16 protein-coding genes are annotated in these 17867 nt (G+C 59.7%); 4 read left to right on the plus strand and 12 right to left on the minus strand.

What is annotated here, in order from left to right:
* Positions 1-16: 16 nt before the first annotated feature.
* From BW974_RS03280 to ilvD, 3 genes are all read right to left on the minus strand, one after another.
* A complete protein-coding gene (locus BW974_RS03280) occupies positions 17-1333 on the minus strand; it encodes an aspartate aminotransferase family protein (RefSeq protein ID WP_076427937.1) in 1317 nt (438 codons plus the stop codon).
* Between the two features lie 28 nt (positions 1334-1361).
* Complete coding sequence (locus BW974_RS03285) at positions 1362-2696, minus strand: dicarboxylate/amino acid:cation symporter (RefSeq protein ID WP_076427938.1); 1335 nt, start codon at positions 2694-2696, stop codon at positions 1362-1364.
* Between the two features lie 464 nt (positions 2697-3160).
* The gene (ilvD, locus tag BW974_RS03290) at positions 3161-4876 is read right to left on the minus strand and encodes a dihydroxy-acid dehydratase (RefSeq protein WP_076427940.1); all 1716 of its coding nucleotides are present in this window, start codon (positions 4874-4876) and stop codon (positions 3161-3163) included.
* A gap of 149 nt (positions 4877-5025) precedes the next feature.
* Here ilvD and BW974_RS03295 point away from each other — a divergent pair, with 149 nt between their 5' ends.
* Entirely contained in the window at positions 5026-5658 is a 633-nt protein-coding gene (locus BW974_RS03295; RefSeq protein ID WP_076427942.1) for a hypothetical protein, read from the plus strand.
* A gap of 31 nt (positions 5659-5689) precedes the next feature.
* Here BW974_RS03295 and BW974_RS03300 read toward each other — a convergent pair whose 3' ends face one another.
* From BW974_RS03300 to BW974_RS03310, 3 genes are all read right to left on the minus strand, one after another.
* The gene (locus BW974_RS03300) at positions 5690-7039 is read right to left on the minus strand and encodes an FAD-dependent oxidoreductase (protein ID WP_076430219.1); all 1350 of its coding nucleotides are present in this window, start codon (positions 7037-7039) and stop codon (positions 5690-5692) included.
* Positions 7040-7110: 71 nt separating this feature from the next.
* Positions 7111-7353, minus strand: coding sequence for a DUF8152 family protein (locus tag BW974_RS03305; RefSeq protein ID WP_245799886.1), 243 nt, complete (start codon positions 7351-7353; stop codon positions 7111-7113).
* Between the two features lie 91 nt (positions 7354-7444).
* Positions 7445-8332, minus strand: coding sequence for a sulfurtransferase (locus tag BW974_RS03310; protein ID WP_076430220.1), 888 nt, complete (start codon positions 8330-8332; stop codon positions 7445-7447).
* Between the two features lie 98 nt (positions 8333-8430).
* Here BW974_RS03310 and BW974_RS03315 point away from each other — a divergent pair, with 98 nt between their 5' ends.
* Together BW974_RS03315 and katG are read left to right on the plus strand one after the other, a co-directional pair.
* The gene (locus tag BW974_RS03315) at positions 8431-8784 is read left to right on the plus strand and encodes a hypothetical protein (protein WP_076427946.1); all 354 of its coding nucleotides are present in this window, start codon (positions 8431-8433) and stop codon (positions 8782-8784) included.
* A 168-nt stretch (positions 8785-8952) separates the two neighbouring features.
* Entirely contained in the window at positions 8953-11097 is a 2145-nt protein-coding gene (gene katG, locus BW974_RS03320) for a catalase/peroxidase HPI (protein WP_076427948.1), read from the plus strand.
* A gap of 151 nt (positions 11098-11248) precedes the next feature.
* On the opposite strand, the gene BW974_RS03325 is transcribed toward katG, so the two are convergent.
* From BW974_RS03325 to BW974_RS03345, 5 genes are all read right to left on the minus strand, one after another.
* On the minus strand, positions 11249-12223 hold the full coding sequence (locus BW974_RS03325; protein ID WP_076427949.1) for a WD40/YVTN/BNR-like repeat-containing protein: 975 nt from the start codon (positions 12221-12223) through the stop codon (positions 11249-11251).
* Positions 12224-12295: 72 nt separating this feature from the next.
* Positions 12296-12709 carry a hypothetical protein gene (locus BW974_RS03330; protein ID WP_076427951.1) on the minus strand — a complete coding sequence of 138 codons (414 nt, stop codon included), beginning with the start codon at positions 12707-12709 and terminating at the stop codon, positions 12296-12298.
* 121 nt (positions 12710-12830) lie between these two features.
* The gene (locus tag BW974_RS03335; protein WP_076427952.1) at positions 12831-13028 is read right to left on the minus strand and encodes a 30S ribosomal protein S17e; all 198 of its coding nucleotides are present in this window, start codon (positions 13026-13028) and stop codon (positions 12831-12833) included.
* A gap of 49 nt (positions 13029-13077) precedes the next feature.
* Entirely contained in the window at positions 13078-13611 is a 534-nt protein-coding gene (gene msrA, locus BW974_RS03340) for a peptide-methionine (S)-S-oxide reductase MsrA (RefSeq protein WP_076427954.1), read from the minus strand.
* A gap of 170 nt (positions 13612-13781) precedes the next feature.
* On the minus strand, positions 13782-15008 hold the full coding sequence (locus BW974_RS03345; RefSeq protein WP_076427955.1) for a polysaccharide deacetylase family protein: 1227 nt from the start codon (positions 15006-15008) through the stop codon (positions 13782-13784).
* A gap of 222 nt (positions 15009-15230) precedes the next feature.
* Between BW974_RS03345 and BW974_RS03350 the strand changes: the two genes are divergently transcribed.
* Entirely contained in the window at positions 15231-16253 is a 1023-nt protein-coding gene (locus BW974_RS03350) for a transcription initiation factor IIB (RefSeq protein ID WP_076427957.1), read from the plus strand.
* A gap of 16 nt (positions 16254-16269) precedes the next feature.
* Here BW974_RS03350 and BW974_RS03355 read toward each other — a convergent pair whose 3' ends face one another.
* Positions 16270-17799 (minus strand): Hvo_1808 family surface protein, encoded by a 1530-nt coding sequence (locus tag BW974_RS03355; RefSeq protein WP_076427959.1) that lies wholly within the window; start codon positions 17797-17799, stop codon positions 16270-16272.
* Between the last annotated feature and the right edge of the window lie 68 nt (positions 17800-17867).

Below are 17867 nucleotides of genomic sequence, written 5' to 3' on the forward strand. Positions count from 1 at the left end.
AGCCTGCTGAACCGGGTCAGAGGTTCGCAAGCACGTCGTCCGCGTCGTCCAGATAGGTTTCCAGATGTTCCTCTCCGTGTGCAAACGAAAGATGGTGGCGCTTGTACGGATTCGGCGTGAAGAAGTGGCCACGTTCCCGCATTCCAGCGGCAAAGTCGCGGAACATCTCTTCGTCCAGACCGAGGATGTCCTCGTACTTTTCCGGCTCGTCCGTCACCCCGAACTGGAGACTGAAGATGCTCCGGTGGCCGACGACGCGGCCCGAAATACCGTGGTCGGAAAACAGGTCCCGAAGTCCGTCGCGGTATTTCTCGCCGAGGTCAGTGACGTGGCCCTGAACGTCCTCTTCCACGATGGTATCAATCGTCTCGCGCGCCGCGGCCAGTCCCGGCAGATTGCCGGAGTAGGTGCCGCTGATGACGACGCCGGATTTGTTGTCGCCGCCCGCCTGCGACAGTAGGTCTTCGCGCCCGCCGACCGCCGCAACAGGGTAGCCGTTTCCGAGTGCTTTTGCCACGCAGGTCAAATCCGGGGTGACGCCGAACTCGCCCTGTGCACCCTGTGGCGAGTGTCTGAATCCGGAAATCACCTCGTCGAAGATGAGCGGCACGTCGGACTCCTCGGTCAGTTCGCGGAGGGTGTGTAGGAACTCCTGTCGAGGCAGAATACAACCGACCGAGTGCGGAACCGGTTCGAGGATGACGCCCGCGAGGTCGTCGCCGTGTTCGCGGAACACCTCCTCGACGGCTTCCGAATCGTTGAACGGAACGACCAGTGTATTTTCGACCGCCGACGAAAGCATTCCCTCGGATTCGGGGTACTGCTCGCCGAGACCGTCTTCCGGTGGGTAGACGCTAATATCGACGTAATCGTGCCAGCCGTGGTAACAGCCCTCGAATTTGAGGATTTTCTCGTTGTCCGTTTTCGCTCGGGCGAGTCGAATCGCGTGATAGGTCGCCTCGCTCCCGCTGTTGCAGAAGTTGACCTGCTCCACGCTCGGGAGTTGTTCGACCAGTCGCTCGGCCACCTCGACTTCGAGCGGGGCTGTTCCCGCGCCGTAGAGGACGCCGCCGTCGATGGCTCTCCGGGCGGCGTCGTCCACCGAATCGTGAGCGTGACCGAGGATGATGGGGCCGAATCCGAGGTGGTAGTCCGTGTATTCGTCGCCATCGACCGTCGTGAGCGTCGTACCTTCGGCGCGCTCGAAGGCGATCTCACCCGTGTCGTAGGCCTGTGCGCGGAGGCCGGTTTGGGCACCGCCGGGAATGACCTTTTTCGCTTGCTCGACGATTCGTTCGCTTTCCGTCGCATCGCTCGTGGATTTCTGCGTCATAACTGAAAGGAAATCGAATTGATGTTCGTTAGTCGTCAGTCGTCGGCGTTCTGACGCCTCCCGTGTCAGCACCCTCTCCGGCCCAAACGCCGGTCGAGAAGTCGATGGCGTCGTTCCACTTTGCCACGAGAGTGGTCACGGCGAGGTCGCCCGTGATGTTGTTCATCGTCCGCATGCGGTCGAGCAGTGGGTCGATGCCGAGGACGAGGGCAATCGCCTGAATCGGAAGGCCGACCTGCGTGAACACGACGGTCATCATGACGATGCTCGCGCCGGGAACGCCAGCGGTTCCGATGCTTGCGATGAGTGCAGTAACGAGGACGCTCAACTGCTCCGCCATGGTGAGCGACCTGCCGACGACGTTCGCGGTGAAGATGGCGGCGATACCGAGGTACATCGCCGTTCCGTCCATGTTGATGGTCGCACCGAGCGGAAGCGAGAAGCTGTACACCTCTTGGTCGATTTTGAGGTTCTCGTCCGCGTTGGACATCGTCACGGGGAGCGTCCCGCTGGACGAGCGAATGCTCAGCGCCGTCATCATCGCGTCCTTGCCCCCGCGGAGGAACGCAACCGGGGACTGGCCGACCAGTCCGCTGACGATGATGAGCAGGTAAACGACTGAAATCTGGAGGCCGATTGCGATGGCGAGCGTCGCAAAGAGCTTGAACAACGAGAAGATAGCTTCCGTACCGGTCTGGGCAAACAGCGCGGCCATCAGTGCGAACACGCCGATGACGCCGTACTCCATGACGCCCCAGACGATTTTAAAGGTCACTTCGGCACCCGCCTCGACGGCATCGAAAATCGTTTCGACGCCGTTGTAGACGCTCGACCCAACCTCCGCTTCGTCACGGACGAACGTCAGGCCGACACCGAACGCTAGCGCGAAGAAGATGACGCTCAGGATTTGCCCCTCGGCCATCGCACCGAACGGATTTTCGGGAACGATGTTGAGGAAGACCTGTCCGAGGCCCGGTGATTCCTTCGTCTCCACGGCGCTCTTTGCCATCGCGTCTTCGAGCAGAAGACCGACACCGGGGTCGATGACGTTGCTCACGACGAGTCCGATGCCGATAGCAATCATCGTCGTAAAGAGGTACAACAAGATGACTTGCCCACCGACCTTCCCGAGATTTTGCGGCGAGAGATTCCGGGCGGCCATGATGAGCGTAAAGACGACGATGGGGATGATGACCATCTTCAGCAGTCGGACGAACAGGTCGCCGAGCGGTTGGAGGTTCGTCGCCGGTTCGCCGACGACAAGTCCGACGATGGAGCCGAGGACGAACGCAGTTGCGATTCGGTAGATGATGGGAACCGACCGATAGCGTTGCCACGCTCCGTGTACAGTACTATTCGTCATACTCTAACAATGTACACTGAAACTTCCCAAAAACAGTTTCGGTTCCTCTCAAAATGGGTTAAGGAATCTATGTGTTGGAATTTAAGTTTGCTATTTTATGTTTGCTAGATGATGTGAGGATACCAAACTCCTCCTAACGATTCCAACCCCTCAGTACCATCAAAGTAGAAATTTCGGCTCGGAATCTATACTTTTGAACTGTTTTATACTGGTTCAAAACATGACTATTTTGGACCATTTTATTTATAAATGAAGTTTGTGCAAATTTCCGGAATATCTCGGGCGCGGGTGGACCGAACTGGTTCACAAAGCGTGCTCTTTTGCTGGCAAAATCCGAATCAAGAACCGTCGTCACCTCCGACCGTCGTTTGGAACGACTCGCCGTGCTCGTCGTTCCGTACTTCGTGTCTGTCGTTCCTCACTCTTGGAGGTTCTTCGGCCCGACTGCTCCGCAGTCGAGCGTATCAGTCCCGCTTCGCGCTCGGATTCGTCACCGCGCCGTTCGCCGCCGACCCGAACGACGCGCCGTACTTGGCGAGAACGCCGGAGGAGTACGGCGCTTCGCCGGGTTCCCAGTCGTCCAGTCGCCTCGCCAGTTCCTCGTCCGAGAGCGCAACTTCCAGCCGTCGGTTCGGAATGTCGACCGTCATCTCGTCGCCGTCTTCGAGCACCGCGATTGGGCCGCCGTCGCGAGCCTCCGGCGCGACGTGGCCGACCATCGGGCCGCGGGTCGCACCCGAAAACCGTCCATCAGTCAGAAGCGCCACGTCGTCCTCGTGGCCCTGTCCGACGACTGCCGCGGTGACGCCGAGCATTTCGCGCATTCCGGGACCGCCCCGGGGGCCTTCGTTGCGGATGGCGAGCACGTCGCCCGATTCGATGTGGCCCTCCTGCACGTACTGCATCGCGTCCTCTTCGTTCTCGAAGACGCGGGCCGGGCCGGTGTGATGGAATGTGTCGTCGCCGGTCACCTTCAACACTGCACCGTCCGGCGCGAGATTCCCGGTCAGAATCTTGATTGCGCCTTCCTCGTGGAACGGGTCGTCCGCGGGGCGGATGAAGTCCACGTCTGCCCCCACATCGTCTGTGACGCCCAGATGGTCGAGTTCCTCTTCGATGGTTCGGCCCGTCACGGTCATGGCATCGCCGTGGAGATGGCCCGAATCGAGTAGTCGGCGGAGGACAGTCGGAACGCCGCCGATTTCGTGTAAGTCTTGCATCACCCGCGACCCGCCAGGTTGGAGGTTGACGATTTTCGGCGTCCGGCGCGAAATTTCGTCGAAGTCCTCGATTTCGAGGTCGATTCCGGCCTCTGCGGCGAGCGCGAGCAGATGCAGTACCGCGTTCGTGGAACCACCCATCGCCACCTGCACCGCGATTGCGTTCTCGAACGATTTTCGGGAGAGGATGTCGGATGGCTTTCTGTCGTTTTCCACCGCGTCCAAAACGAGTTCCCCGGCCCTCTCGGCGACTTCGTACCGTTCATCCGATTCGGCGGGCGGACTGGCGGAGCCGAGCGGAGCCAGTCCGATGGTTTCGCTGATGGAGGCCATCGTGTTCGCGGTGAACATCCCGCCGCACGACCCCGCGCCGGGACAGGCGTCGTGTTCCAGTTCGACCAGTTCCTCTTCGGTCATGTCGCCGTGGGCCACTGCGCCGACGCCCTCGAAGACGTTCTGCACCGTGACTTCTCGGCCTTCGTGTTCGCCGGGAAGGATGGAACCCCCATACAAAAAGACGGACGGTAGGTCGGTTCGAACCGCCGCCATCATCATCCCGGGGAGGTTTTTGTCACATCCTGCCACCGTCACGAGGGCGTCCATGCGCTCGCCGAACGCGACGAGTTCGACGCTGTCGGCGATGACCTCGCGCGAGATGAGGCTGGCTTTCATCCCTTCCGTACCCATCGAAATCGCGTCGGAGATGGTGATGGTGCCGAACTCGATTGGCATCCCGCCCGCCGAATCGACGCCCTCGATGGCGGAGTCGGCCACGTCGTCCAGGTGGACATTGCAAGGCGTGATGTCGGCGGCCGGGTTCGCCACCCCGACCATCGGGGAGGAGAGGTCGTCGTCGTCGAATCCCATCGCGCGAAACATCGCGCGATGGGGCGCTCGTTCCGGCCCTTCCGTAACTTCCCGGCTTCGTAGACTTTCGTCCTTCTCGCGGCTGTTGCTCATAACTGTGGGTAAGGGTGGCGCGGGGGGTTAAAGACTCGCCAAGCGACAGACCTTGCTGTCGAATCGAGTTCTCGGTTCGCCCGATTGTGTCCAGTTTCCGTTCCGACCCGCACAGAAAACATTTCACTCACGACGAACGAGCTATCGTCATGTCCTCCAACTCGACACGTCGGTCGTTCCTCGCAGGCGTCAGCGCGCTCGTCGCCACCGGTTCCGCGGGGTGCCTCGGCCAGTCGCTCTCTCCGTTCGCGTCCGAACCGGTACCGCCGGAGGAGTACGACCGAACCGTCTCCGTGACGCGAGTGGATTCCGTGCCAGACGCCTACGGTGCCGAATTCAGTATCGAGGTCGCGCAAAGCGAAATCACCGTGGAACAGTCCGCTGTGCTCCGGAGTCGGATCACGAGCACCAGCGGGAAAGAACGGCAGTTCTCCGCACCGTACTACAAAGGGTCGAGTTCCCAGAACGGCGTTCCCGGAATCCTGCTCTATTCGGAAAATGCGCCGAACCCCGCATACGAAGCGGATTCGCTGGAAAGCTACGCACCTCCCTGCGTCGGAACCGACGGGAAAACGCAGGACGAACTGTATTGGACGTTGGAGGGCCGACTCCGCCCGACGCTCGCCCCGAAAGAATCGTGGAGTGAGCAGCTGCTGGTCGTGGACGATCCATCCCGCAGGGGATGCATTCCGGTTGGGAACTATCGGTTCGAATCCGTTTTCAACCCGTCGTGGATGGACGACCGATTCACTTGGGGATTCACCCTCGAAGTGAGTGACTGAGCCAGTTTTGCGTCTCGAACGACGCAGTGATTCAGCCGGTCGGCTTGAGCACTCGCCACACGATTCGCGGTCGGAACAACGAGGTCGGCGGGTCTTCCATCATCAGCACCCGGCTGAACGCATCGGAGAGCGTACTGTCGGCGTGCGCCTTGCGGGTCAAACGGGAGAGATACCGACCCATGACAGCAGTGCCGCGGGGTTTCGACCCGGTCGTTTGCGGAAATCCAAAATCACTGCCGACCGCCAGCATCCACGCAACGTCGATGACCGGTCCAGCGCGTTCGAAAAATCGAAGTGCGAGGTCTTCGCGCCCATCGGTCGCCAACGTCTGATGGAGCAGGACGGCTTCGAGTGCGGCTACCGACATGCCCTGTGCGTACACCGGATTGTAGCTGGCGATTGCATCCCCAACGACGAGGAGGCCGTCCGGAAACCGGTCGAGGGCTTCGTAGCGGTGCCGTCTATTGGACGGAAACGGATACCGTTCGACGGTTTCCGAGACGGGCGGATGCGTGTCGAGGAGCCGTTTTACCTCCGGAGTCGGGAGGCTTTCCGCGAACGCCGAAAAGTCCGCGAACTCGGTCGGCGGAGTATCACCGTGGACACCGTTCATGTTCACTATCCAGCGGTCTCCCTCGACCGGTGCGGCCATGCCGCCGCGGGTTCGAGGAGCGGACGGCGGCACGAGGAACGTCCGAAGGTCGTCGGGAGGTCGCTCGATGAAGGCGGTGCTGTACGCCAAGTCGATATGCGCTTCTTCCACCTCCGGTGGGGTGTATCCGTGTTCCGCTAACCACGCCGGCGTCCGACTCGTCCGTCCGGTGGCATCGACGACCAAATCGGCGGGGAGTTCCTTCTCTTCTCCGTCTTTGCGGAACACCACCCCTTCAACAGTTGTCGCATCAGCGTTCGAGAGATAGTCGGTGAACTGGCAGTTCGAACGGATGCTGACGCGGTCGAAATCGGAAACGCGCCGTCGCACTAACCTCTCGAAAAGCGGTCGCGTCGCGGAGAACGTCTCCTTGCGGGTCGGTCCGTCGGCCAAAAAGTCCCCTTCTGTGTAGAAGTTCACGTCGCTGGCGAAATCGACCACTACGCCGCCGGACGAAACGATGTCGTCGCCGAATCCCGGAAAGAAGTCCTCTAGCGTGACTTTCCCCGCCTCCAACAGCGCATGGGGCTGTTGGCCTTGCGGCACGCCACGGCGAGCAATCGGTTCGTCAACGAGCGAATCACGGTCGATGACCGTGACCGAATCGAACGTATCGGCGAGGACACGAGCCACGAACAGCCCTGCCATCCCCGCGCCGATTACCACTGCGTTCCCACCCCGTTTCGAAAGCCGGTTGCTGTCGTACCGCGAAACACTTGCTAAGGTCATACCGACCACCTTCCCACTAGTGACCCTCGCTCAGAGGTGTGTTAATCTTTGTCACACACCATTCAAACCGCCTATTCCAGTTTTGATAAAATCTCGTCCGTCAATTCCCGCGCCTGCTCTACGTGTTCGTCTGCCTCGTCACTCCCAGTCTCCTCGACGTGCGAGAGCAGTTCCTCGGCCTGCGAAACGCGCTTCTCCACGACTGATTCGGGCGCGTTTCTCGCGTCCCCGACGACCGCTTCCGCCTCCCCGAGATACTGGCTCGGTCTGGTTGCTATCGGCAGGGAGGCAGTCGCTTCCAGATGGCCGTGCAAGTCGGCGACGAGTTGGTGAATATCGGTGATAGTGGCGGTTCGTTGGCGACTCCCTTCGGTGTGTCGCTCGTCTCCTTCGATTTTTCGTCCGTTACTCTTCTTCCCCCGTCTCGATTGGCGCGCGAACGAGATTGCCCCACTCCGTCCACGACCCGTCGTAGTTCCGAACGTCGTCGAAGCCGAGCAGTTCGTGCAGGGCGAACCACTCTATCGAGGAGCGTTCCCCGACCCGACAGTAGGCGATGACCGACTCCTCGCCATCAACGTCGTGGTCGGAATAGAGGTCGCGCAGTTCCTCGGCGGATTTGAATCGGCCGTCGTCCGCGAGCACCTGCGCGACCGGGATGTTGCTTGCGCCGGGAATGTGGCCCGCACGTTGGGCCGTCTCGTTCAGTCCCTCGGGGGCGATGATTTCCCCTGTAAATTCCTCGGGTGAGCGAACGTCAACGAGGGGCAGTCCGGATTCGAGTGCCTTGTCCACGTCGTCCTTGTAGGCTCGAATCCCCTCGAACGGGCCGCGGGCGTGGTATTCGACTTCGGGGAAGTCCGGTTCCTCGTCGGTGAGTTCGTGGCCGTTTTCGACCCAGTAATCTTTCCCGCCGTTGAGAACGCGGGCGTCCTCGTGGCCGTAGTACTTGAACTCCCAGTAGGCGAACAGCGCGAACCAGTTGGGAATCCAGCCGTCGCCGTAGAAGACGACGGTCGAATCCTCGCTGATTCCGGCATCGCCCACTACCTGCTCGAAATCCTCCTTTTTGAGGATGTCACGCTCCGTTTCGTCCGAGAGGTCTTCGTCCCACTGCATCCCGATTGCGCCGGGAATGTGTCCCTCGTCGTAGCGCGACGGGAAGTCGCTGTCTGGCGACTCTGGACTGTTCACTTCCACGAGTCGGTAGTCAGAGTCGTCGCTTTGGAACGCTTCCGTGTTGTCTTCCACCCATTCCGCCGAGACGAGCACGTCGTTTGCGTAGTCTGGCATCGAGGGATGGACGGCCGGGAAAGTCAAAACGTTCGCGGCCAGTTCGTCGCAGTTGCAAGAACGTTTGGTTTCCATTTCCAGCCAATACGATTACTTCGATGAAACACGTCGATTCGGATATGGTCGTGGAGACGGTACGCGAAACGATTGCAGTCCTCCGCGAATCGCAGGAGGCAATTCGTGAGGGACGAACTGCGATTCACGAGGCACGGGTGGAACTCGAAGCACGATACGAAAGACGAAAGCGACAGGTCGAGGACATCGAGCGAGCTATCGAACTGCTCCGAGCCAACGGTCCCGACACCGACCTCCAGCGTCTCGTTACCATGCTCAGTCTGGACCGAACGAGCGGGAACGATGTCGCCAACGGAGAGCACGAACCTGATTCTCATCGACTGTTATCCGCGCGCTCGACAACGGCCCCGCTGTCGCACCGCGATTCGTCCGAATGAACTGCAACATTTGCCGGTAGGTGCACGGTGGTTCATATTTTCAGAAAATAGATTCACACATTCTGAAGTTCTGCTTCCGAGTGGGAAACTTATAGAAAGAGATGTGAAACATAATCGGCACGTTTATAAATTATACCTTGTATCTTTTACGTACAGGAGATACTGTTAATGTCTGAGGATGCACGTAATCACGACTGGTGGCCGAACCAGCTGGACTTGGAAATTCTAGACCAGAACGCTCGCCAAGTTGACCCGATGGGCGAGGAGTTCGACTACGCCGAGGAGTTCGAGAAACTCGACCTCGACGAGGTGAAAGCGGATATCGAAGAGGTAATGACGACGTCGCAGGACTGGTGGCCAGCCGACTACGGCCACTACGGCCCGCTTTTCATTCGGATGGCGTGGCACAGTGCCGGTACTTACCGCACCAGCGACGGCCGTGGCGGCGCGGCCGGGGGCACCCAACGCTTCGCGCCCCTCAACAGTTGGCCCGACAACGCCAACCTCGACAAGGCGCGCCGACTGCTCTGGCCGGTCAAGCAGAAGTACGGCCGCAAACTTTCGTGGGCCGACCTGCTGGTGCTGACCGGGAACGTTGCCCTCGAATCGATGGGATTCGAGACGTTCGGCTTCGCTGGCGGGCGAGAGGACGCTTTTGAACCCGACAAGGCCGTCTACTGGGGTCCCGAGGACGAGATGGAAGCATCCGAGCGCTTCGACGACGGCGGAGAACTCGAACAGCCGTTCGGTGCCACCGTAATGGGCCTCATCTACGTGAATCCCGAAGGGCCAGACGGTGAGCCGGAACCGCTCGCGTCGGCGGAGAACATCCGAGAGGCGTTCGGCCGGATGGCGATGAACGACGAGGAAACCGCCGCACTCATCGCTGGCGGACACACGTTCGGAAAAGTCCACGGTGCGGACTCCGGTGACAACCTCGGTCCCGAACCCGAAGCGGCCCCTATCGAGAAACAGGGCCTCGGTTGGGAGAGCAGCCACGGCTCCGGCAAAGGGGGCGACACGATTACCAGCGGAATCGAAGGGCCATGGACCGACGCGCCGGTTTCGTGGGATATGGGCTACCTCGACAACCTGCTCGACTACGAGTGGGAGCCGGAGAAAGGTCCCGGCGGTGCGTGGCAGTGGACACCGACGGACGAGGAACTCCAGAACACCGTTCCGGACGCACACGATTCGTCGGAAAAACGCACGCCGATGATGCTGACGACGGACGTCGCGCTGAAAAAGGACCCGGAGTACCGGGAAATCATCGAACGCTTCCAGGAGAACCCCAACGAGTTCCAAGAGGCCTTCGCGAAGGCGTGGTACAAGCTGATTCACCGTGACATGGGTCCGCCAACTCGATTCCTCGGCCCGGAAGTTCCGGACGAGGAGATGCTGTGGCAAGACCCCATCCCAGACGCCGACTACGAATTGGTTGGAGAGCAAGCGGTTGCTGAACTCAAAGCGGAGATTCTCGACTCGGAACTGTCCACCTCCCAACTGGTCAAAACCGCTTGGGCGTCGGCATCGACGTACCGCGACAGCGACAAGCGCGGTGGCGCGAATGGAGGTCGCATTCGCCTCGAACCGCAGAGGAGTTGGGAAGTCAACGAGCCGGAACAGTTGGCGACCGTGTTGGATACCCTCGAAAACATTCGGGAAGAGTTCAACAGTTCGCAGTCCGACGGGACGAAAGTCTCGCTCGCCGACCTGATAGTTCTGGGCGGCAACGCGGCCGTCGAGCAGGCGGCGGCGGACGCCGGATACGACGTGGACGTTCCGTTCGAACCGGGCCGTACCGACGCCTCGCAGGAACAAACCGACGTCGAGTCCTTCGAAGCGCTCGAACCCGACGCCGACGGGTTCCGTAACTACCTCGGGGACGAGGCCGACCGACCGGCGGAGGAGTTGCTGGTTGACAAGGCTGAACTGCTGAACCTGACGGCACCCGAAATGACGGTACTGGTCGGTGGTCTCCGAGTGCTGGACGCGAACTACGACGATTCCGACCTCGGCGTCTTCACCGACGAACCGGAGACGCTGACGAACCACTTCTTCGTGAACCTGCTCGACATGGACACCGAGTGGGAACCGGTTTCGGACGACGAAGCGGTCTTCGAAGGGCGCGACCGTGAGACGGGCGAAGTCAAGCGGAAGGGTACCCGAGCAGACCTCATCTTTGGTTCGAACTCCCGGCTCCGGGCCGTCGCGGATGTCTACGCTTCCAACGACGCAGAGAAGAAGTTCGTGCAGGACTTCGTGGAGACGTGGCACAAAGTGATGACCCTCGACCGGTTCGACCTCGAATAATCTCGGTTGCGAGCGTCAGGTTCGTCGCCGACGACGTTGCCAAGGCATCTGCCGTCTCGGAGCTGCTCGATTGACAACTCGAACGACTGATTTTTCCAGACGACTCGATTCGAACGCCGTTCTGCAGATTTCGATTCAGTATCTGACCGAACTACGGAAGCACCGCCAATCCCCGTGCCGTCTGTCGCTCGAACTCGGTCGGCCATTCCAGAACCAGTTCCTCCCACGTCGTTCCGGCGTCTTCGGTTCGGAAGACGCCGCGGTTGCTGACGGCGTAGAGTTCTCCCGCCGATTCTTCGACAGCGAATACGGCCCGAGTGACGCCCTCGCCGGTCGGCAACTCATCGAGTCGTTCCCACGGTTCGTCGCTCCGTTTGCGGTAGATGTACGAATCCGTGGAACCGGCGTTGTGGGCGGTTCGTGGCCCGGTGGCGCTCGAAACGAGAACTGTTTCGGGGTCGTCCGGCGCGGCCGCGACGCTCCAGCAGTAGCGATGGTCGAGTCCCGTTTGCGGGTAATCCCACGTCTCTCCGCCGTCAACCGATTCCGCGTAGCCGTCACCTGCGGCAGACCAGACGCGGTTCGGTGCGTCCGGATGAGTCGCAAGCGAGTGGTTGTCCCGGCGGGAATCCGAAACGCGGTCTTCCCACGTTTCGCCCGCATCGTGGGTCTGAACGAGCGCGCCCGCCTCGATGCCGACGTAGAGATGCTGTGGGTCGTTCGGGTCGGGTTCTATCCAGCGAACGTGATGTGTGTGGGGGCGCGGCGGAAACGACCAGTTGGGTTCCGATGGAAGGTCGGTCAATCCCTCACGGCGCTCCCACGACTCGCCACCGTCCTCGCTTCGATACACTCGACTCGGTTCCGTTCCGACCCACACCGTTTCGGGGTCAGTCGGGTCGATGGCGAGCGACATCACCGACTCTCGAATCGCCTCGCTTCCGACCGAGCGAAACGTCTGGCCTCCGTCGTCGCTCCTGAACAGGCCGGAATCGAATGTTCCGCAGAAAACGTGGTCTGGCGTCGCGGCGACGCACTCCAAATCGTGGTCTTCCAACCGAATCTCACTCGTTCCGTCCTCGTCGGCGACGAGCAGTCCGCCTCGCATCGCGGCGTACAGTTCCATGAACTACGCTACGTGTTGGAGGTGCCTCAATCTATGGCAGGAAATCGCGTCGTGGGTTTCCGCGAATCTCGGTTAGCGATTCACCGGACTGCGACTCCCGAGTTCGAGACGGATGGATTGGAGGACTGCCAGCAGTCCCAGCAGGGACACGAGAAGTGTCCCCGGTGTCTGCGGGTTCGACCAGTCCGGCGTTTGTGTGTCGTCGAAGTAGTAGTAATCCTCTTCTTTTTTGACGACTTCGGGTGGGAGTTGTTCTTTCGACTCGAACGTGTATTCCTGCCCTTCTATCGTATTCTGCACCGTCTTCTGGTCGTTTGGCGATAGTTCGGCGAAATTCTGCCACGCTCGCTCGTCCGGAGACTCCTTGGACTGACCGATTGATTCGTAGCGGTAGTCGTAGTCCGCGAAGACGAAGAAAGGATAGACTCCGCCGACCATGATGAGTAGACCGACGAAAAAGAGGCCGAAATGTTTGCGGGATACCATATCTGACGATTCTCGTCTAATGGTATATATTTTCTGTTTTTAGAATTAATCGTGCAACAATCTGAATAGCGGAGGTACCATCCCGAATTTGGAGGTAGATGAGTTGTTTCAAACGATATTTCTATACCTCTTCCTGTTTTCTCTTCCCTTCGTTTCGTGCGATATAGCCCGCGACGCGGTTACGAACGTCTTTGGACGTGATGTTCGTCAGTTTCGAGACACTCTCTTTGTTCCGGTCGAAATCGTCGCTGAACGCCTCCGGATAGCGTTCCAACAACATGTCACCCACTTTCTTCACGTAGGCTGGTCGAACTGGCATCGAAAGGCTACGCAACGCTGTAAAACAAAAGGATTTGGGTCGTCTGTGCCTACTGCGTCACTTTCTCGCTGAACTGCTCGCGAACCTTCTCGATTTTTGGCCCGGCGTTTATTGTACAGTAGGCGTCGTTGGGATTTTTCTCGAAGTAGTCCTGATGGTACTCCTCCGCCTCGTAGAACGTCTCCAGCGGTTCGACTTCCGTCACGATTGGGTCGTCGTAGGCGTCCACGGATTCGAGTTGGTCGATGAACGTCTCTGCGATTTCTTTCTGTTCCTCGTCGTGGTAGTAGATGGCGGAACGATACTGCGTTCCCATGTCCGGCCCCTGCTTGTTCAGCGTCGTCGGGTTGTGGATGGTGAAAAATACTTCCAGCAGGTCCTCGTAGCCGATTGTCTCGGGGTCGTATTCGACCTGAATGACTTCCGCGTGTCCCGTCTCGCCCGAACACACTGCTTCGTAGGTCGGGTTTTCGACCGACCCCCCGGCGTACCCCGACGTGACCGATTTCACGCCGTCCAGTTCTTTGAACGCGGCCTCGGTACACCAGAAACAACCGCCTGCGAGTGTCGCTTTTTCGGTCATGGCGATACCTTGGCGTCCGAGATGTTAAGGCTCTCCGGTGGCGGCCAGTTCTGTGTCCTCTCGTTGACGACAAAACGGGACACAACGCGGTTACTTGCGGTTTGAACGAAATGAACGGTGCGTCTGCTGGACGGCGTCCAGCAGACGCCGTACTAATTTAACAGACGTCCCTACCCGTCCAGCAGATCGGAGGCGGTGACGACGTTCACGTCCTTTGTTTCGACGTATTGCAGGAGGGATTCGAAATCACGCTCGCTGATGTCGTTTCCGACTTCGTGAAACAGCGGTACGACGAGTTGACCGTAGTCGCTCGCGTAGTCGATGAACTGCTTCGTCTCCGCGACGTTCTTCCCGTTCACCCGGGAGACGATGGTGTCGTCCTGTACGAGCGGCATCGCGTTCGGCCCGCCGCCGAAGCTGAACACCGTGTCGTAGTGCTCGCGCGCGAGGTCGAACGTCTCCGGCCCGAGGACGTTTTTCGGAACGAGGAGGTGGCGCGCACCGTCCTCGAAGCCGCTGTCGCGGAGGAAATCGCGCGTCTTCGTCATCAGTCGTTCCTGCTCGTCCGGCGCGTAGTCCGAGAAGTAACTGGCTTGGACGTTCGGATGGGCGGCAATGTCCCAGCCGTCGTCGGCCATGGTCGCCAGTTGGTTTTCGGTCAATCTGTCGTCACGCCCGATGCTCTCTGGAATGACGCCCTCGACGCCGGAAAAGCCGTACTTCTTCATCAGTTCGTAGGCGCGATAGTGGCTGGAATGGCTGTCGTCGAAGGTGAACATGACCGACCCGGTTTCCGGGCGGGAGGTGGTTCGAAGGTCGTCCACGAGGAACTCGATTGGCTCCTTCGCATTGGTATCGACCGGTCTGGCGACGATGCGGAGTTTTTCGACCGACGAGCGGTCGACGCCCTTTTTCACGCCCGTGACGCCGAAATTGACGCGAACCCAGCGGTTTTTCGGCCCGAGAAGGGTTCGTTTCAGTTGTACGGTGTGGTCGCCGTCGGGTGCGTGGAGTTCGATGGCGATTTTGAAGAAGTCGTGATTCAGACTTTTGACCGCCATCGAGAAGTTGGTTCCGCGGAGGTCGGCTCCAGAAACTGACCGAATGATGTGGCCTTCTTTCGTTTTCCCGCTACCGACGACGTGCGCACATTGCGACCCCTGGTAGGCATTGGTCGATTTCGACAGATCTCCTTGTCGTTCGACCGCCTGCCAGTAGCTCAGGTCTTCGAAATCGTCCGCGATTTTCCTCGGTGCGGTCGATTTATCTGCTCGTCGTGTCTCCTGTTCGTCCTCCGTATCAATCGGCAACGGTGCGTTCTCGGCCAGCGAGGAACAACCCGCAAAACCGAGGGTACCGACGGTGGCGACGAACGCTCGTCGCGTCTGTCGAGTCATCTCTACTTCCGCTAAAGAACGTCCGGCATATTCTTATGTACAATTTAATTTGACCACCAGTTGTTGCCATGAAATACGGATTTGAGTGCTAGAATTTGTGATGTGCTATCAGAGCTTTCTATTTCAAGCGATACATTTTTATACTTTTCGAACTAACCTATTGTTAGTGAGTGCGGCGTCGGTCGCGTATTCTATCGACGTCGGTTCCATTTCATTCCCATCATGAGTACGAGCAACAAAGAGACCGAACAGTCGGTCGTAGCGACCATCGAACGAGAATCGGAACGAGAACAGGAAGACACCGAGGAACGCGAAAACGTCTGTCCCGAATGTGGCGGCGCCCTCGTTGCCGACGAAGAACACGCGGAAACGGTCTGTGCGGATTGCGGCCTCGTCGTGGAAACTGGCGGAATCGACCGCGGGCCGGAGTGGCGCGCCTTCGACGCGAGCGAACGCGACTCGAAATCCCGCGTCGGTGCGCCGACCACCAAAATGATGCACGACAAAGGCCTGTCGAGCAACATCGGGTGGCAGGACAGGGACGCCTACGGACGAACGTTGAGTTCCCGCCAGCGCGAGAAGATGCAGCGACTCCGCACGTGGGACGAGCGCTTCCGCACGCGAAACAGCAAGGAGCGCAATCTCAAACAGGCGCTCGGCGAAATCGACCGCATGGCCAGCGCCCTCGGCCTGCCGAAGAACGTCCGGGAGATGGCCAGCGTCATCTACCGACGTGCGTTGAACGAAGACCTGCTTCCCGGTCGCTCCATCGAAGGCGTGGCGACCGCGAGCGTCTACGCCGCGGCGCGACAGGCCGGAGTGCCCCGAACCATGGACGAAGTGGCGACTGTCAGCCGAATCGACGAGATGGAGTTCAAGCGAACCTATCGCTACATCGTTCGCGAACTCAGCCTCGAGGTCAGACCGGCAGACCCCGAACAGTATCTCAACCGATTCGAGAGCGAGTTCGACCTCGATTCGGTGACGAAACACCGTGCCCACGACCTTCTCAAGACGGCGAAAGAGGCGGGCATCACCAGCGGTAAATCACCAGTCGGCCTCGCGGCGGCGGCGCTGTACGCCGCCGCCCTCGTCGAAGGAGAAGGGTTGACGCAGGACGCTGTCGCCGAAGTCGCAGACGTGAGTACCGTCACGATTCGTAACCGCTACCACGACCTGTTGGCTGCGGCGGGCGAAACCGACGTGCTTCCGACCAGCGTGACGGCCGGAAGCGCGTCGGCGTAATCAGCGACCACCCTCCTCACCGAAATGAGCGAGCGTTCCGATTCTCGGAACGCTCGCCAACATCCGGCCGAACGTCGGCCAAATCTCCTTCCGTCGGCGCGTTCACGATAGTCACGGTTCGTCCATCGCGAACGATTCGGAAGGCGTCGGCGAACTCCCCGTTTTCGATAACCCACGCACCGGAGTCGGTTCGGGTCGCGTTCTGTCCTCGGAGCAACTCCCGATAGGCGCGCTGGAACTCGGTCGCATCCTGATTCGTATCCCACGCGGTTCGCCAGACGTAGCCGCGCTCGTCGCCGTTGCGGTACGGCCAGAGTCGGTCGTTCGCCCATCCATCCGAGGGAACGCTGGTGTAGTTGAACGTGTCGTACTGTCCGGCCTCGGGGTTTTCGAACGCCTGCCACCGAATAATCGGGTTGTCGTTGGTTCGGCCCTGATACCAGAACATCGTGTAGATGCCGGTTTCGCCGACAGTTTCGGAGCCGTTCTCCCCTTTTTGGCCGTAGAGTTTCCAGCCGTTTCGTGCTTGCCCGTCGAGTCGAAGCGGCGTCGGAGCGTCGTTTCGCCGATTGGGGTCGATAACCTGTTCGGAGGAGTTCGGCGGATTGCGGTACTCCTGCTGAATCGCCTGCCATCCACCCGAATCGACCTTCGACGCGACGTATGCCGGGCCGTCGGAGTACGGCTGAATCAGACTGACCTGCATCGCGAGATTGAAATCTGGGAGCGAACCGCCGCCGTAGGGCGTCTCTTCGCGAGGCGGGCCGAGCGTCTCCACGCACTCCCATTCGTCTCCACAGCGCTGGACGTATCGTTGTTCGACGTAGGACGCCTCTCCCTCGGTCAGGCCGTCGTTCGCCCGCTGGCCGTCCATCGTCCCGGCTTCGAACTGGGACGAAGCCAGTCCGACTTGTTGGTCTTGGAGAGCGTGCGTCAGTTCGTGAACCAGCGTCGCGTTGTCGATGACGAGGCTGTCGTCGGTGATGACGTAAATCTCGTCCTGTCCGGGGAGATAGAACCCGGCAATCCGTTGTTGATACAGTTGCGTCTGCTGACGGGCCGCATCTGACCGTTCACCTACGGCGAACAGCGCTTCCCAGATTTGATTCTCCCACGCGCGCTGACTTTGCGTGTACTGACTTTCCGCCTGTAAACGAATCAGTTGTTGATACTGCGCCCGCTGGAGGGAATCGACTTCTACCGGTCGTTCGAACTCCTGATTTCGGATGAATTCGACTCGCGCCATCGCCCGATTTACGTAGGCTTCCTGTTCTGCCTCGCTCAGCCCGTCGCTCTGGTCAACCGCGATACTCTCGTTGTGCCAGTAGCCGTTTTCCCACCCGATAACGTCTCCCTGCGGGTCGGGTCGTTGGGTTTGATTTGCAACGTTTGCGTCGGCGCTGGTCGCACCGCTACTACCGATGCCACTGTTCTCGACCGACTCAGTGCCCGAATCCCCATTCACGCCGCCAGCGACAGTAGTGACTGCGAACACTGGCGCGGCACACACGAGCAAAACGACGCAAACCGCCCCCACACCTCGCATAATTGTGACACGGACGCGAGGAGCATAACGGTTGGCCGTTGCGTCACGCTCTCATTGCGATTGTATTT

This window comes from Haladaptatus litoreus, assembly GCF_900156425.1.
Taxonomy (GTDB): domain Archaea; phylum Halobacteriota; class Halobacteria; order Halobacteriales; family Haladaptataceae; genus Haladaptatus; species Haladaptatus litoreus.

Excerpts from the sequence above, each read along its gene's own strand:
- ilvD (WP_076427940.1), bottom strand. The coding sequence starts at position 4,876 with ATGAGCAACAGCCGCGAGAAGGACGAAAGTCTACGAAGCCGGGAAGTT.
- BW974_RS03350 (WP_076427957.1), top strand. The coding sequence starts at position 15,231 with ATGAGTACGAGCAACAAAGAGACCGAACAGTCGGTCGTAGCGACCATC.
- BW974_RS03355 (WP_076427959.1), bottom strand. The coding sequence starts at position 17,799 with ATGCGAGGTGTGGGGGCGGTTTGCGTCGTTTTGCTCGTGTGTGCCGCG.
- BW974_RS03335 (WP_076427952.1), bottom strand. The coding sequence starts at position 13,028 with ATGCCAGTTCGACCAGCCTACGTGAAGAAAGTGGGTGACATGTTGTTG.
- BW974_RS03295 (WP_076427942.1), top strand. The coding sequence starts at position 5,026 with ATGTCCTCCAACTCGACACGTCGGTCGTTCCTCGCAGGCGTCAGCGCG.
- BW974_RS03285 (WP_076427938.1), bottom strand. The coding sequence starts at position 2,696 with ATGACGAATAGTACTGTACACGGAGCGTGGCAACGCTATCGGTCGGTT.
- BW974_RS03310 (WP_076430220.1), bottom strand. The coding sequence starts at position 8,332 with ATGCCAGACTACGCAAACGACGTGCTCGTCTCGGCGGAATGGGTGGAA.
- katG (WP_076427948.1), top strand. The coding sequence starts at position 8,953 with ATGTCTGAGGATGCACGTAATCACGACTGGTGGCCGAACCAGCTGGAC.
- BW974_RS03330 (WP_076427951.1), bottom strand. The coding sequence starts at position 12,709 with ATGGTATCCCGCAAACATTTCGGCCTCTTTTTCGTCGGTCTACTCATC.
- msrA (WP_076427954.1), bottom strand. The coding sequence starts at position 13,611 with ATGACCGAAAAAGCGACACTCGCAGGCGGTTGTTTCTGGTGTACCGAG.
- BW974_RS03280 (WP_076427937.1), bottom strand. The coding sequence starts at position 1,333 with ATGACGCAGAAATCCACGAGCGATGCGACGGAAAGCGAACGAATCGTC.
- BW974_RS03300 (WP_076430219.1), bottom strand. The coding sequence starts at position 7,039 with ATGACCTTAGCAAGTGTTTCGCGGTACGACAGCAACCGGCTTTCGAAA.
- BW974_RS03345 (WP_076427955.1), bottom strand. The coding sequence starts at position 15,008 with ATGACTCGACAGACGCGACGAGCGTTCGTCGCCACCGTCGGTACCCTC.
- BW974_RS03325 (WP_076427949.1), bottom strand. The coding sequence starts at position 12,223 with ATGGAACTGTACGCCGCGATGCGAGGCGGACTGCTCGTCGCCGACGAG.
- BW974_RS03315 (WP_076427946.1), top strand. The coding sequence starts at position 8,431 with ATGAAACACGTCGATTCGGATATGGTCGTGGAGACGGTACGCGAAACG.